17 protein-coding genes are annotated in these 14,306 nt (G+C 41.7%); 7 read left to right on the plus strand and 10 right to left on the minus strand.

Features of this window, described 5'->3' with window-relative positions; all coding sequences use genetic code 11:
* Nucleotides 1–44 precede the first annotated feature (44 nt).
* The 5 genes from ribBA to AB6T38_RS00760 all read left to right on the plus strand — a co-directional run bounded on the left by ribBA (nt 45) and on the right by AB6T38_RS00760 (nt 3,567).
* The gene (gene ribBA, locus AB6T38_RS00740) at nt 45–1,142 is read left to right on the plus strand and encodes a bifunctional 3,4-dihydroxy-2-butanone-4-phosphate synthase/GTP cyclohydrolase II (RefSeq protein WP_372545364.1); all 1,098 of its coding nucleotides are present in this window, start codon (nt 45–47) and stop codon (nt 1,140–1,142) included.
* 65 nt (nt 1,143–1,207) lie between these two features.
* Nucleotides 1,208–1,681: a 6,7-dimethyl-8-ribityllumazine synthase gene (gene ribE / locus AB6T38_RS00745; RefSeq protein WP_348492047.1), complete on the plus strand. Its 474-nt coding sequence runs from the start codon at nt 1,208–1,210 to the stop codon at nt 1,679–1,681.
* A gap of 2 nt (nt 1,682–1,683) precedes the next feature.
* On the plus strand, nt 1,684–2,115 hold the full coding sequence (nusB, locus tag AB6T38_RS00750; protein WP_372545366.1) for a transcription antitermination factor NusB: 432 nt from the start codon (nt 1,684–1,686) through the stop codon (nt 2,113–2,115).
* A gap of 1 nt (nt 2,116) precedes the next feature.
* Nucleotides 2,117–3,082, plus strand: a complete 966-nt coding sequence (gene thiL / locus AB6T38_RS00755; RefSeq protein ID WP_372545368.1) for a thiamine-phosphate kinase — start codon at nt 2,117–2,119, stop codon at nt 3,080–3,082.
* On the plus strand, nt 3,079–3,567 hold the full coding sequence (locus AB6T38_RS00760; RefSeq protein ID WP_372545370.1) for a phosphatidylglycerophosphatase A: 489 nt from the start codon (nt 3,079–3,081) through the stop codon (nt 3,565–3,567). Before thiL ends, AB6T38_RS00760 begins: the two co-directional genes overlap by 4 nt.
* Nucleotides 3,568–3,733: 166 nt before the next feature.
* Here the strand turns inward: AB6T38_RS00760 and dxs are convergent, their stop codons facing one another.
* From dxs to AB6T38_RS00775, 3 genes are read right to left on the minus strand one after another with little or no spacing between them, the layout of a single operon-like run.
* The gene (gene dxs / locus AB6T38_RS00765; protein WP_372545372.1) at nt 3,734–5,596 is read right to left on the minus strand and encodes a 1-deoxy-D-xylulose-5-phosphate synthase; all 1,863 of its coding nucleotides are present in this window, start codon (nt 5,594–5,596) and stop codon (nt 3,734–3,736) included.
* Between the two features lie 38 nt (nt 5,597–5,634).
* A complete protein-coding gene (gene ispA, locus AB6T38_RS00770) occupies nt 5,635–6,528 on the minus strand; it encodes a (2E,6E)-farnesyl diphosphate synthase (RefSeq protein WP_372545373.1) in 894 nt (297 codons plus the stop codon).
* Entirely contained in the window at nt 6,525–6,776 is a 252-nt protein-coding gene (locus AB6T38_RS00775) for an exodeoxyribonuclease VII small subunit (RefSeq protein WP_372545374.1), read from the minus strand. The genes ispA and AB6T38_RS00775 overlap by 4 nt, the downstream gene beginning before the upstream one ends.
* Nucleotides 6,777–7,090: 314 nt before the next feature.
* On the opposite strand from AB6T38_RS00775, the gene pomA reads away from it, so the two are divergent.
* Nucleotides 7,091–7,855, plus strand: coding sequence for a flagellar motor protein PomA (pomA, locus tag AB6T38_RS00780; RefSeq protein WP_348492055.1), 765 nt, complete (start codon nt 7,091–7,093; stop codon nt 7,853–7,855).
* Nucleotides 7,856–7,858: 3 nt separating this feature from the next.
* Nucleotides 7,859–8,788, plus strand: coding sequence for a flagellar motor protein MotB (locus AB6T38_RS00785; protein ID WP_372545376.1), 930 nt, complete (start codon nt 7,859–7,861; stop codon nt 8,786–8,788).
* Nucleotides 8,789–8,812: 24 nt separating this feature from the next.
* Here AB6T38_RS00785 and AB6T38_RS00790 read toward each other — a convergent pair whose 3' ends face one another.
* Genes AB6T38_RS00790 through AB6T38_RS00820 form a run of 7 tightly spaced genes read right to left on the minus strand, consistent with a single transcriptional unit; the run spans nt 8,813 to nt 14,293 of the window.
* Nucleotides 8,813–9,361 (minus strand): DUF3833 domain-containing protein, encoded by a 549-nt coding sequence (locus AB6T38_RS00790; RefSeq protein ID WP_372545378.1) that lies wholly within the window; start codon nt 9,359–9,361, stop codon nt 8,813–8,815.
* Between the two features lie 2 nt (nt 9,362–9,363).
* The gene (locus AB6T38_RS00795) at nt 9,364–9,870 is read right to left on the minus strand and encodes a chalcone isomerase family protein (RefSeq protein WP_372545379.1); all 507 of its coding nucleotides are present in this window, start codon (nt 9,868–9,870) and stop codon (nt 9,364–9,366) included.
* Nucleotides 9,871–9,873: 3 nt separating this feature from the next.
* Nucleotides 9,874–11,127 carry a class I SAM-dependent methyltransferase gene (locus tag AB6T38_RS00800; protein WP_372545380.1) on the minus strand — a complete coding sequence of 418 codons (1,254 nt, stop codon included), beginning with the start codon at nt 11,125–11,127 and terminating at the stop codon, nt 9,874–9,876.
* A complete protein-coding gene (locus AB6T38_RS00805; protein WP_372545382.1) occupies nt 11,117–11,860 on the minus strand; it encodes a DUF1365 domain-containing protein in 744 nt (247 codons plus the stop codon). The genes AB6T38_RS00800 and AB6T38_RS00805 overlap by 11 nt, the downstream gene beginning before the upstream one ends.
* On the minus strand, nt 11,860–13,149 hold the full coding sequence (locus AB6T38_RS00810; RefSeq protein WP_372545383.1) for an NAD(P)/FAD-dependent oxidoreductase: 1,290 nt from the start codon (nt 13,147–13,149) through the stop codon (nt 11,860–11,862). Before AB6T38_RS00810 ends, AB6T38_RS00805 begins: the two co-directional genes overlap by 1 nt.
* Nucleotides 13,146–13,874, minus strand: coding sequence for an SDR family NAD(P)-dependent oxidoreductase (locus AB6T38_RS00815; protein ID WP_372545384.1), 729 nt, complete (start codon nt 13,872–13,874; stop codon nt 13,146–13,148). Before AB6T38_RS00815 ends, AB6T38_RS00810 begins: the two co-directional genes overlap by 4 nt.
* Nucleotides 13,871–14,293: a nuclear transport factor 2 family protein gene (locus tag AB6T38_RS00820; protein ID WP_372545385.1), complete on the minus strand. Its 423-nt coding sequence runs from the start codon at nt 14,291–14,293 to the stop codon at nt 13,871–13,873. Before AB6T38_RS00820 ends, AB6T38_RS00815 begins: the two co-directional genes overlap by 4 nt.
* Nucleotides 14,294–14,306: the final 13 nt, after the last annotated feature.

Consider the following 14,306-nt stretch of genomic DNA (forward strand, 5'->3'; position numbering starts at 1 on the left):
CCAAACTAAAACTGAATAATTTAAAAAATAGAGTACCCCACACAATGGCAATGCATAGCATCGAAGAAATAATCGAAGACATCAAACAAGGCAAAATGGTTATCCTGATGGATGATGAAGATCGGGAAAACGAAGGTGATTTGATTATGGCCGCTGAACATGTGACGCCAGAGGCGATTAATTTTATGGTCACCCATGCCCGAGGATTGGTTTGTTTGCCGATGACTGCACAACGTTGTCAGCGTTTAAAGTTGCCATTGATGGTGGATAACAATAGCGCCCAATTTTCAACTAATTTCACTGTATCCATTGAAGCGGCTAAGGGGGTGACGACTGGGATTTCTGCAGCAGATCGAGCGCAAACTATTTTGGCGGCAGTGCATAAAGACGCAAAAGCCGAAGATATTGTTCAGCCTGGTCATATATTTCCGTTAATTGCCAAAGAAGGTGGGGTATTAAATCGCGCGGGACATACCGAAGCGGGTGTAGATTTACCGCGATTAGCAGGTTTAGAGCCAGCTTCAGTGATTGTCGAAATCTTAAATGATGATGGTAGCATGGCTCGTAGACCGGAGTTGGAGATATTTGCCCAAAAGCATAATTTGAAAATGGGTACAATTGCCGATTTAATTGAATATAGAAACCTGAATGAAACCACTATTGAGCATGTTGCTAGCTGCAAATTACCCACACGTTTTGGTGAATTCGACCTGCATACCTTTAAAGATGTGATTGACGATCAGGTGCATTTCGCTTTGTGCAAAGGCGAAATCGACGGAGATTCAGCGACCTTGGTTCGTGTTCACTTGCATAACACATTTAATGATTTGTTTGCTTCAGAAAGATCGGCCGAGCGCAGTGTTGGTCTACCTGAGGCAATGGAAAAAATCGCTGATGAAGGTGGCGTGTTGGTATTGCTGGGTAAGGAAGAAGATTTGATCGCCCAGGTCAAACAATTTGAGGCAGAAGATCTCGGTAGCCGAGCTACTCCCACAAAAAATCAAGGAACATCGCGAACTGTTGGTGTGGGCAGTCAAATTCTAGCGAAATTGGGTGTGCGCAAGATGCGTTTAATTAGTAAACCAAAAAAATATCACGCCTTATCAGGGTTTGGTTTAGAAGTTGTGGATTACGTGTATTAATCCATTTGGGTTTCCATGGTGTTGTGCTATAATCCGCGCCGTTTTTCTTACAGGGCTTCACAAACATGAATATCATTGAAGGTAATGTTCGCGCAACAGGCAAAAAGTTTGCGTTGGTTGTATCTCGCTTTAACAGTTTTGTTGTTGAGAGCTTAGTTGACGGAGCATTAGACACGCTAGATCGTGTGGGTGAAGTCAGTGACCAAGATATTACCTTGGTTCGAGTTCCTGGCGCGTATGAGCTACCCATAGTCGCTAAAAAATTAGCTGAACAAAAAAAATATGATGCAATTATTGCATTAGGTGCAGTTATTCGTGGCGGAACTCCGCATTTTGATTTTGTAGCAGGTGAATGTAATAAAGGTCTAGCGCAGGTTTCATTGGAATATGGCATTCCAGTTTCTTTTGGGGTGATTACTACCGATAGCATTGAGCAAGCCATTGAGCGTTCAGGTACCAAAGCAGGTAACAAGGGCGCTGACGCGGCCATGGGTGCACTGGAAATGGTTAATGTTATTGCGCAAATAGAAGAGGCATAAACGTGAAGCCATCTGCACGTAGAAAAGCAAGGGAACTTGCAGTACAAGCTGTTTACTCTTGGCAAATGAGTAAAAACCCTGTTGAACAAATCGAATTGGGAATTGCCACAAGTAACAATATGGAAAAAGTTGATATGGCTTATTTTCAAGAATTGTTGCGAAATGTTGTCAAAGACTATGAAAGCCTAGATAAGACTATGAAACCATACCTAGGGCGTTTACCTGAAGAGTTAGATGTGGTTGAAAAAGCGATTTTACGCATCGCTACCTACGAACTTACCGCGCGTATTGATGTCCCTTATAAAGTCGTTATTAACGAAGCTATTGAGTTGGCCAAATCTTTTGGTGCCGACGAAAGCCATAAATTTATTAATGGTGTGCTTGATAAAGCGATTAAAACCCTCAGAAAACACGAACTATCTTCAAAAGAGTAACGTGAAAGAATTTGACATTATCGATCGCTTTTTTAAACAAGAGCGAGAATCACGCAAAGATGTAATTCATGGCATTGGAGATGACTGTGCAGTCACTCGAGTGCCCGAAGGTTTAAACCTTGCAATTACAACAGACACCCTAATTAGTGGCGTACACTTTCCCATTGATACACCGCCGGAAGCGATAGCACACAAAGCATTAGCGGTTAACCTAAGTGATTTAGCTGCCATGGGGGCCGAACCTGCTTGGTTCAGTTTGTCTTTATCATTACCTGAGATAGATGAAAGCTGGCTGGAAGCCTTTTCTCAATCCCTATTCGAAATCTCAAAATACTACTCTATCCAATTAATTGGTGGCGACACCGTTCAAGGTCCTTTAGCCATTACCATTACTGCTCAGGGCTTTGTACCTGAAGAGCAAGCGTTAATGCGTAGTACGGCCAAGCCTGGCGACCTGGTTTATGTTACTGGCACTATAGGTGATGCAGGGGCAGGACTGGATATTAAATTAGGTAATTTATCGAGCTCTGAGCTGGCGGCTAACTATTTGTTAAACCGCTTGAATTATCCTGCTCCAAGATTACTAGCAGGCACCGCATTGCGGCGTACGGCGAGTTCTTGCATTGATATATCCGACGGCTTAGTACAAGACCTTCAGCACATTCTGAATGCTTCTGAATGTGGGGCTAAAATTCATGTTAACAACTTACCTCTATCAGTCGCCTTGAAAGAAACGGTGGATTTAGATCAAGCCATTCAATACGCCCTTAGCTCTGGTGATGATTATGAGCTGTTATTTACGGTGAATGAAGAACAAAAAGGCAACTTAGAAACTGGTTTAGCTAACGCCAATATAAATGCCACTTGCATTGGTCAACTGACAGGCGTAAAACGAAAACTTGAATTGTTTTTTGATGACGAGCCTTATGAACAACAGGGTGCATGTTTTGAGCACTTCAGCGCTTGAACACTGAACAGCGAAGCCGCGTTACGCTAAGTAACCCAGCACACTTTTTGGCTTTAGGAGCAGGCTCTGGTCTTGCCCCTAAAATGCCAGGTACCTTTGGCACCCTTGCGGCCGTGCCATTGGTTTGGTTGTTACTCGAATCCGTTTCCCTAAATATCTATATTTTATTATGTGTGTTAGCCAGCATTGCCGGTATCTGGATTTGCGGTAAAACCGCCGATGATATGGGGGTGCATGATGATTCATCTATCGTTTGGGATGAAGTTGCAGGCATGATGATTACCATGATTGCAGTACCACTGAGTTGGCAAACCATGCTGGTGGGTTTCGCGTTATTTCGTTTGTTTGATATTCTCAAACCTTGGCCAATTAGTTACTTAGATAAGTATGTCCATGGTGGCTTTGGGATTATGGCTGACGATGTACTGGCCGGTATTGCAGCGTTATTGAGTTTACATTTGTTACTGAACTTCGGTGTGCTTTAAGCTACTGACTTAAGTACATTATTGAAATAAAATGGCACTCAAAATTGTCATCATTTCTTATTTCTTAGCTCTTAGTCTTAAAATCTTCAAACAAACCTTAATTTACCCCGCGCTGTGCCCATTAGGCACATTAACCAACTTAACATGCCGAATTAAACATTCTCAATTAGTCTAGAAAGTCCGTTATTCTCGCAACAATTCCCGCACCGTCTAGTTGCAGTTCTTGATACATTTGTTGTTGCGTACCTTGCATAATGAACTCGTCTGGTAAACCTAGTTGCAATAGCTTACTGTTGTATTTTTGACTGAGTAGATATTCTGCTACAGCACTGCCTGCGCCACCGGCAATGGCACCATCTTCAAGGGTGACGAACAACTCGAAGTTTTCAGCCAATGTGTCAATCACAGCCGTATCCAGGGGTTTAACAAAGCGCATATCGACCATAGTTGCACCGAGTTGTTCAGCTGCTTCTAAGGCAAAAGGTAATAAGGTGCCAAAATTAAGAATAGCGACTTTACTGCCGTGTCTGAGGGTACGAGATTTACCAATGCTAATTTTTTCCATGGATTTTTCAATCTTAGCACCCACACCAGTACCGCGGGGATAACGTACCGCTGCTGGCTGATTTAATTTATGGCCAGTGTAAAGCATTTGACGACATTCATTTTCGTCAGAAGGGGCCATGATAACTAAGTTTGGAATACAGCGCATAAATGGGATATCAAATGCCCCTTGATGAGTTGGGCCATCCGCTCCCACTAATCCTGCTCTGTCTACTGCAAAAAGTACCGGCAGGTTTTGTAAGGCGACATCATGAATTAATTGATCATATGCGCGCTGTAAAAATGTTGAATAAATCGCTACGACTGGATTTAATCCTTCTTTGGCTAGACCTGCAGCAAAGGTCACTGAATGTTGCTCGGCAATAGCCACGTCAAAATATTGTTCCGGAAATTCCTGAGAGAACTTAACCATGCCAGAACCTTCACGCATGGCAGGTGTTATGGCCATCAATTTAGAGTCTAATGCAGCCATATCACATAACCAGTCACCAAAGACATTTGAGAAAGTTGGGCCACTTGGAGCCGACTTGGGTAAACCATTGTCGGCTGGATTAAATTTAGGCACAGCGTGGAATTTGATCGGATCTTTTTCAGCCAACTCAAAGCCTTTGCCCTTTTTAGTCACCACGTGAAGAATTTGTGGGCCTTTAATTGAGCGCATATTGCGTAAGGTTTCAACCACACCTTTAACGTCATGGCCATCGATGGGGCCAATATAATTAAAGCCAAGCTCTTCAAATATAGTGCCTGGTACCACCATACCTTTAATATGTTCTTCTGCTCGGCTGGCAAATTCTTTAATTGGTGGGACATTACTTAATAACTTTTTGCCACCATCGCGAATAGAGTTAAAAAAGTTGCCAGTTAACAGTCGTGCTAAATGACTATTCAGGGCTCCAACGTTTTCTGATATCGACATTTCGTTATCGTTGAGAATCACTAACACGTCTTTATTTATATCGCCACCATGATTTAGAGCTTCAAAGGCCATACCCGCGGTCATCGCGCCATCACCGATTACTGCTACTACTTTACGATCTTTGCCTTCTTTTTCCGCTGCTACAGCCATACCCAAAGCGGCACTAATGGAGGTAGATGAGTGACCTACAGCAAAGGTGTCGTATTCGCTCTCTAGTGGCCAAGGAAACGGATGTAAACCATCTTTTTGACGTATGCTTGTCATTTTTTCTCGGCGACCAGTAAGGATCTTGTGTGGATAGGCTTGGTGGCCCACATCCCAAATCAAGCGATCAAAGGGAGTGTTATACACATAATGCAGGGCGACTGTTAGCTCAACAGTTCCTAAACCAGACGCGAAATGACCACTACTTTTACTCACGCAAGACAAAAGGTATTGACGCAATTCATCTGCACACTGTCTTAATTGTTCTTGCGGTAATTTACGCAAATCTTCAGGCGTATTGGCCTTTGCCAAGATAGGGTAGTGAGCTAAATCTAGAGTCATGTTTTGCCTAGTATTAATTATGTTTGTGGCGAGCGAGTTTAAAAACGTCGATTAACAACAAAATCGGAAAATTCGCGCAATAACCTTGTATTGTATGGCAAAGCGTCTAATGCGTGAAGTGCTTGTTGATGAAGTTGTTGCAAATATGTTTTTGCACCCTCTAATCCTAACAAGGAAGGGTAGGTGGATTTATTCTGAGCTTGGTCCGAGCCTTGGGGTTTTCCGATTACATCTGAGTCACCGACAATATCTAAAATATCGTCTTGAACCTGAAATGCTAAGCCTAACGCTTGACTATATTGGTCGAGCATTTGAGTCACTTTTGGATCGAGCTCGTCGGCTAGGATGGTGGCCATTGAAACAGATACTTTGAACAATGCACCGGTTTTTAAGTTGTGTAGTTGCTGCAATTCAGATTGGGAAATTGGCGTGTCAGTGGCCGCTAAATCAAGGGCTTGACCTGCGCACATGCCATGTATTCCTGATGCCTCAGCGAGCAATTTCACTAATTTTAATTGCTTACTCGGATCTTGTATAACTGAATCTGGTGAAGCTAGCATATCAAATGCTAAGGTTTGCAATGCATCACCGGCCAAAATAGCCGTTGCCTCATCAAATGCAATATGACAAGTTGGCTTGCCACGTCTTAGTTCGTCGTCATCCATTGCCGGTAAATCATCATGGATCAATGAATAAGCGTGAATACACTCCACTGCAAAAGCGGGCACATCCAGTTTCTCTAAGGGAACGCTTAGCATTTCTCCTGTTGCATAGACTAAAAACGGACGAGTTCGTTTACCACCATTAAGCAAAACGTATTGCATTGCTTGTGTCAATCGAGGTGCTGCAGACGTTTGCTCTACAAAATATTGATTGAGTAGGTTGTCAATGCGGAGGTGGTAACGCTTCTGGTTTTGAACTAAAGGGTTCACTCATCTATCCGTTGTTGATCGAGATCCTGAAGAATATCTTCTTGATCTTGTTGCATTAGTATTTGAACTCGTTGCTCTGCAGCTTTAAGCATTTTTTGACTATTTCGAGCCAACGTAATACCTCTTTCAAACTTAGCTAGTGCTTGCTCTAAGGGCACGTCTCCTTGTTCCATTTCTGCAACCAGTTGCTCGAGCTCTTGCATAGTATCTTCAAACGAATTTTCAGGCAGTTCGTTGTCTTTACTCATCTGGTAGAGTGTCCTTAAATAGCGAATATTTTGAAAGTGGGGAACGATACCTGAGCCTCCATTTATGGTCAATGGATTTTACGCTAACTCAGTACTTTGAAAGCGATGGAATGGAATAAATTTAGTGTTTCATTTATGCCAAACTGGGATTGTATATGCTATGTTTTCCTATAACTTGGAGATAACTCCTTTAGAATTGGCTTGTACAGTCGATAAAATGGAATAATTCAGTGACTTATCCGGTCAAATGCCTAAATATAGCAAGGTAATCGGGTCTTTTTTCGATTAGCTTATCGAATCCTAGGGAGGACAATGTGGATTTAGCGACCCTTATAGGTATGCTTGGTGCAATCGGTTTCGTCGTCATGGCTATGGTTATGGGCGGCGACATTAGTATGTTTATGAATGTCCCATCTATCCTAATCGTATTTGGGGGCACCTTGTTTGTGGTGTTATCACAGTACACGCTAGGGCAGTTTTTCGGCGCGGGTAAAATCGGCGGGAAAGCTTTCATGTTTAAAATTGAATCGCCTGATGATCTGATTGAAAAAATTGTAGAAATGGCAGATGCAGCAAGAAAAGGCGGTTTTTTAGCCCTTGAAGAAGCTGAAATAGAAAATGCATTCATGCAAAAGGGTGTCGACATGTTAGTGGATGGCCACGATGTCGATGTGGTTAGAGATACCCTTGCTAAAGATATTGCAATGACAACAGAACGCCATGAGTTCGGTGCAACTATTTATAAAGGCATGGGAGATGTCGCTCCGGCTATGGGGATGATTGGAACCCTGATCGGTTTGGTCGCCATGTTATCGAATATGGATGATCCAAAAGCAATCGGCCCGGCAATGGCAGTGGCACTACTAACTACTTTGTATGGTGCCTTTTTTGCCAATGTAATCTGTTTACCCATGTCAGTTAAATTGAATAACCGTGCCAATGAAGAAAAACTGAATCAAAGTTTGGTTTTAGATGGCATTATCGGTATTGCCGATGGGCAGAACCCACGGGTTATCGAAGGGATATTGAAAAGTTATCTTGCTGCGAATAAACGCGGTACGGCGACAGAGGAAGAATAATCAATGGCAGAGCAAGAATGCCCCAAATGTCCCCCCGAGGGACTTCCTGCATGGATGGGAACTTTTGCGGATTTAATGTCTCTGCTGATGTGCTTCTTTGTGCTTTTGTTAGCGTTTTCCGAAATGGATGTGTTGAAATTTAAACAAATTGCCGGCTCTATGAAGTTCGCTTTTGGGGTTCAAAATAAAATCGAAGTAAAAGATATTCCTAAAGGTACTAGTGTTATTGCCATGGAATTTCGACCTGGTAGGCCAGATCCCACACCGATTGAAAATATCCAACAACAGACTGTTGATATGACGCAAGAAATGCTGGAATTCCAAGCTGGGGACGAAGACTCTGCCGGAGGACGTCAAAAACAACGGGGTGAACAACGAGGTGGTGCGGCACAACAAACTGCCACTGATCAATCGTCTTCCTCTGCGCAACAACAATCCAGCCAAGAGCAAACCAATGAACTGATGAAAAAAGTTGCTCAACAGTTGCAAAAACAAATACTCGACGGTTCTATTGAAATGGAGTCGTTAGGTCAACAAATTATTATTCGGATCCGAGAAAATGGTTCATTTTCAGCAGGTTCAGCATTTTTGCAACCCCAGTTCAGACCTATCTTGAAAACTATCGGTGAGTTATTAGCAGATGTTCCTGGCGAAATTGAAATTTCTGGCCACAGTGATAGTCAGCAGATATCCAATGAGTTGTATCGCTCTAATTGGGACTTGTCGGCGCAAAGAGCTGTGGCGGTGGCTGAAGAAATTAGGAAAGCTGATGGTTTCGACGAACAGCGCATGGTGGTAGTGGGTAAAGCCGATACCTCGCCCTTATCTACTAATGAAAACTCTGGCGATAGAAGCCGAAATCGTCGAGTAGAAATTGCCATTAACCAAGGTAAACCCATGTATTCAAAACCTATCTCAGTGGTTGAACCCTAAAGGCAAATGGCGTAATCGAATTTTTTACTGACATTTTCTGACGGGCTGGGTTTTATCGAAGAAGATGGATATTTCCCCTACGCTGATGCCCAACTTACTCATGTAGGAACGATTCATCATCCGGCTTTCATCCATCATAAACATCCAATCGTCGACTTTAATATCGTATTCAGAGTCATCAATAGGTACTCTGAGAGTATAATTCCAATTGAAACTCATGCCAGTTGCTCCACCACTTGCTTGGCCAATTACGTCTCCAGCAGAGCCTGTCACAGAGCCATCCTGCTGGATATTGAGTTGCCATACTCGAACTTGGGTTTCACCATCAGCATAATAAAAGGTTTCGTGCAGTTTGCCGTTATCACCTTGCCAAGTACCAATAATATCGACACAAAATCGACGCACGGTTTTTTGACTGAAATCTTGGACAATTCCCCAAGCAGTAACGTTGCCGGAAAAGTATTCCTTTAGATTAAACTCTGGGGTGGTGTTTTGATAATCATCTATTGAGGTTGAACAGCCGGTTAAACCTATGATTGCTGCGCATAGGGTAGTGTAACGAATAATATTCATGCCTAACCTCCAATGAGTTGCTTACGAAGCTTCGGGTAACTGCAGTTTTCATCCAACCAAATGGCTAAAAAGCTTGGTCCAAAGTTTGAATCTTCTATCACCCCTATGGGCGCATCATTAAAAAAGAACTCGCTGTGACCGTTAGGTTTAACCCTTAACGTTAGTACGTCGTGTTTTTTGATGTTTGGCCAAATGGAGTCAAGTGATTGCAACCAGCTTTGTACATTTTCAGAGGCATAGCCTAGCTTTTGCCATTCTTGTTCGGTGCGCTCCAGTAAGTCGTCGCTGTTAATTGCTCTTAGGTATTTTATCTGTAGTGCTAATGGCCGTTCTTCTTCATTATATTTGCCACTTTTGCTGTACAAGGTGGAGAAATAAATATCGAAAAAGAACACTTCTAACTTGGCTGAGCCAACTTTTGTTAGCTCCGCAATTGGACTTGCCATGACTAAACTCGCTGGGTTAATGCTCAACACTAAAATGAAATAAAATCCGAAAGATTTAAACATCGTTTATCTGACCACTTGTCCGATAAACGATGGTTTACTAAGTACTAGCTGCACAGTAGAGATGGTGCGCTCTAAAAAGCCACCTTCGCAATAACTGAAGTAGTAGCGCCACATACGCACAAACCTGTCATCGTAACCTTCTTTGGCCAGCACTTCGCGTTTAGCTAAAAAACGTTGGTGCCAATGATTGAGGGTTTGTGCATAGTCGAGACCGATGTCATGTGAGTCGCGGATCATTAAATCACTATGCAATTTTGAGTGGCGATTCAACTCAAACTGAGAGGGTAAAAATCCACCTGGGAAGATATGTTTTTGAATGAAGTCGACGTCTTTGCTGTAACTTTCGTAGCGGCGATCGTCGATGGTGATAGATTGTAAAAGCATCAAACCATCATCTTTCAATAACGAAGAACACTTTTCAAAGAAATTAGGTAAATACTCTTTACCAACGGCTTCTATCATCTCTATGGATACTAACTTATCGAATTTACCGGTTAACTCGCGGTAATCCTGTTTCAGCAGAGTGATGCGATTTGATAGGTTTTCCTGTTCCACCCATTGTTGTGCATAGGCATATTGTTCATCTGAAATCGTGGTGGTGGTGACCTTACAACCATAATGTTTAGCGGCAAATACCGCCAGTCCTCCCCAACCTGTGCCGATCTCCAACAGATGATCGTGCTCAGTTAATTGCAATTTGTCACAGATGGTTTTTAGTTTTACTTGTTGTGCTTGCTCTAAGCTAGTATCAGTTGTGGGATAAATGGCCGCAGAATACATCATGCTGTTATCTAAAAATTCCGTATACAACTTATTACCTAAATCATAATGGGCTGAGATGTTCTTTTTTGCTTGATGCTTAGAGTTTTTATTTTTTAAATGGCTTAGTTGGCGAAGAGGAGTGGCTAACCATTTCATTTTTGCTTCCCAAGCATCTAGCATTGGTAGGTTTCTGGCAAAAATGCGAATTACGTCGGTTAAATTTGGGGTTTCCCATAGATTGTCAGTGAAGGTTTCTCCCGAAGCCACGCTGCCGCCAAACAGTAATTTTCGATAAGCAGTGAGGTCGAGGAAATTAATTTCGGCATGAAGGTCTGAGCTGGCATCACCAAACCTGTCAACTAACACGCCACGCTCTTTAATTGTCATCATTCCTTGGGGGATTTGACTGAAAATTTTAAGCAATATATTTCTGCAAATACGGTCCGTTGCGGATAAAGTTTCCGTTCCTGTCAGGGTGTTTTCGCTATTTAACATCTGCTTTTTTTTCCTTATTGCCGGGATGGCCATAAAAAGGCACACCTTTAACAAACAATTTCAATGCTTGCCAATAAATACCTACAACGGTTTTTATTGTCATACTTGGGATGCTTAGTAATACGCGTAAAAGGTGTTTTGAGTTCAATGGCTCACGCACTAGATTTAGGTGGGCTTCAAAATGTTTCTGTTTTTTAAAGCAGCTAAGGGCAAGTTTGAGCCTGTTGTCAGGTTGCTGCACACTCCATTTATATTGCATATCCAGAGGATTAAATGGCGAAACATGAAATGCTTTATCACAATCTTGTTGGACGGATAAATCAACGAGATAATGGTGCCTTTCATTCCATGGTGTATTGCTTACCTCAGCTAGCAAATGACTAAAAGTACCATCGGCTTGCTGTAAATAATAAAAATTCACTGGGCTGAAATACAAACCAAACATGCGCAATTGCCCCAGCAAAAAGACTTTTCCCGTGAGGGGTTTTTCTGCTAATTCTGACATCCTTTGTACTACTGATGATTTGAGGTCGTGTTGCGGCTTACCTAAATAGTCGGAACGTTTAAATCTAATCACGGAAAAGCGATTTTTAGAGAAACCTTTCACCGTTTCGCACAGCTCATCAATTTCGTCTAAATCGAGCCAAAACATAAATATTTTGTAGCTAAATGCATGCTTTTTGGGAAGATGTCGAGCATGAAAAACTTGGCCGGTATAAAGCGCACTGTGCATTAGAGTTCAACTCCAAATCGACGACAAACGTCCAACGCACTGCGCACGCCATCTTCATGAAAACCGTTGTACCAATAAGCGCCGCAAAAGTGCATTCCATTTTTGCCACAAATCTCGTTTCGACGGGATTGAGCATTGGCGCTTTGTAAACTAAATTGCGGATGATGATATTCGAATTTCTTTAGAACCTTCTGTGGGTCAATATGCTCACTATTATTTAAGGTCACACAAAACGTATGTTCTGACGTTAAACGCTGCAAAATATTCATGTTATAGGTTAACGATGTGGGTTCTTGTTGCTCGTTTGAATTTCCTTTGAGCAAATAATTCCAACTAGCCCATGCTAACTTGCGTTTGGGTAACACTGAGGTGTCTGTATGTAACACCACTTCATTGGCGCTGTAGGGCATCGCCGATAATATCTCTTGTTGAGAATCCGTGGGGTTTTTAATCATTTTAAGTGCTTGATCACTGTGACAGGCAAATATAACTTCGTCAAATTCAAGTAACCTAGCATTATTATCTTCATCGGTTTTAGCCAAAGAGATACCGTATTTTCCATCTTTATTCTCCACCTGACTTATGGGACTGTTCAGTAAAATTCTGTCTTTAAAGCCTGCTGTTAGTGGGGCGATATATTCTCTAGAGCCCCCGATAATGGTGTACCATTGTGGTCTATCAGTGATATTCAAGAGTCCATGGTTATTGAAAAACTGTAAAAAGAATGCCAGCTGAAACCCTTTAATGTCTTCCAAAGTTGCCGACCAAATCGCTGCACACATAGGTAAAATATAGTTATGATTAAAATCTTCGCTAAATTTATGTTGGATTAAAAATTCACCGAGGGTGATATCACCAATCTGTTCTGGAGTCTGATCTTGAAAAAGCTGTTTGCATAACTTATTAAAACGCAGAATGTCTCTGACAATTCGATGGAATTTAGGACGGAAAATGTTTCGACGTTGGGCAAATAAGCTATTAATCGTATTGCCGTTGTACTCTAAATTTTCACTGAGATTTTTAACACTGAAACTCATTTCCGTGGGCTGACCTTGGATCCCAATTTTCGACAGCAGTTTAATAAAATTAGGATAAGTCCAATCGTTATACACAATAAAACCCGTGTCTATGGCGTACTGTTTTCCTTCAAGTTCCACATCAACAGTTGCGGTATGTCCGCCTATATAGTTATTCGCTTCAAAAACAGTGATATCGAACTTTTCATGGAGCAAGTGACCACATGTCATGCCTGAAATACCACTTCCAATAATCGCTATTCGCTTTTTCATTTACTGTCCTGACTGTTTTTTAATTTACTACTAATTTTGAATTTTGCCCACGCAGGAAAGAGATTTAAAAAGCGCAAAATTAAACTTAGTTTTTTAGGGAAATATATACTCGAATGACGTTGTTCAATACCGTGTAAGAACGCCTGGGCTGCCTCTTCGACACCAATTTTCATGGGCATTTCAAAATCATTTTTATCGGTCAAAGGCGTTTCTACAAAACCCGGTGAAGCACTCTGCACCAAAATGTTTTTGGCTGCTAAATCAACTTCCATGCACTTCGTATAATAATGCAGTGCTGCTTTGCTTGCTCCATAAGCCTGACTTTTGGTGAATGGGAGCAATCTTGCTAAGCTATCTACTATGACGATTTGCGCGGGTGGCTGGGATTCGTTGAGTAAAGCTGCTGTGCAGTTCACTACGCCCATAAAATTGACGTCGAATACTCTTTTAAAAAGCGCTACGTCGAAGGTATCTACATCAACATATTCGCATACTCCGGCATTCATTACAGCAATATCTGCGTTAACATCGGTTAACGTTTCGGCTACTTGCTGTTGGTCTGATGTATCAAATTTGAGGGTTGAAATATTGTCATGTGTTGCCAGCATTTCAAGTTCAGTTTCATTTCGTCCGCAAGCAATGACCTTATAGTGTTTTTGAGCACACAAAAGTGACAGTGCCTTGCCGATTCCTGAAGTTGCACCAGTAATTAAGATTGTTTTCACGAAACTAGCCTTTTTTTAAGAGTTTTAATTACGAATTTTAAGACTGGCACTTGCTCATAAATCATCTCACCTAAATCATAGTAGTCTCGGTGAAAAATAATTTTTTCATCATTACTCTTTAAATGACTAATACCGTCAATATAAAACTCATTTCCAGAATTTAACTTGGGGTGCACAATTAGCATTTTCCAAGTAACGAAAATATCCGTACTTTGTTGCGTGATATGTTGAATTGAACATTCACATTTGGATGTGTTTGTAAGTAAGTTTTCAAAATAACCTTGAATATTTTCAAGACCTTGGTGTTCGCTCAGTGGGTCAATCAAAGTCGCGTTTTGAGCATAAATGTCACCCAAGCGTGCAATTGACGTCACAGACATATTTCGATAAAAATTTTCGAACTCTTTTAGTAAACTCATAAACAATCATTTT

It is taken from the genome of Aliiglaciecola sp. SL4 (assembly GCF_041538045.1).
Lineage (GTDB): Bacteria > Pseudomonadota > Gammaproteobacteria > Enterobacterales > Alteromonadaceae > Aliiglaciecola.

Coding starts and splice junctions, on each gene's coding strand:
- AB6T38_RS00785 (WP_372545376.1), top strand. CDS start 7,859: ATGGCAGAGCAAGAATGCCCCAAATGTCCCCCCGAGGGACTTCCTGCA.
- dxs (WP_372545372.1), bottom strand. CDS start 5,596: ATGACTCTAGATTTAGCTCACTACCCTATCTTGGCAAAGGCCAATACG.
- AB6T38_RS00820 (WP_372545385.1), bottom strand. CDS start 14,293: ATGAGTTTACTAAAAGAGTTCGAAAATTTTTATCGAAATATGTCTGTG.
- ribE (WP_348492047.1), top strand. CDS start 1,208: ATGAATATCATTGAAGGTAATGTTCGCGCAACAGGCAAAAAGTTTGCG.
- AB6T38_RS00790 (WP_372545378.1), bottom strand. CDS start 9,361: ATGAATATTATTCGTTACACTACCCTATGCGCAGCAATCATAGGTTTA.
- AB6T38_RS00805 (WP_372545382.1), bottom strand. CDS start 11,860: ATGCACAGTGCGCTTTATACCGGCCAAGTTTTTCATGCTCGACATCTT.
- AB6T38_RS00775 (WP_372545374.1), bottom strand. CDS start 6,776: ATGAGTAAAGACAACGAACTGCCTGAAAATTCGTTTGAAGATACTATG.
- AB6T38_RS00795 (WP_372545379.1), bottom strand. CDS start 9,870: ATGTTTAAATCTTTCGGATTTTATTTCATTTTAGTGTTGAGCATTAAC.
- AB6T38_RS00800 (WP_372545380.1), bottom strand. CDS start 11,127: ATGTTAAATAGCGAAAACACCCTGACAGGAACGGAAACTTTATCCGCA.
- ribBA (WP_372545364.1), top strand. CDS start 45: ATGGCAATGCATAGCATCGAAGAAATAATCGAAGACATCAAACAAGGC.
- AB6T38_RS00810 (WP_372545383.1), bottom strand. CDS start 13,149: ATGAAAAAGCGAATAGCGATTATTGGAAGTGGTATTTCAGGCATGACA.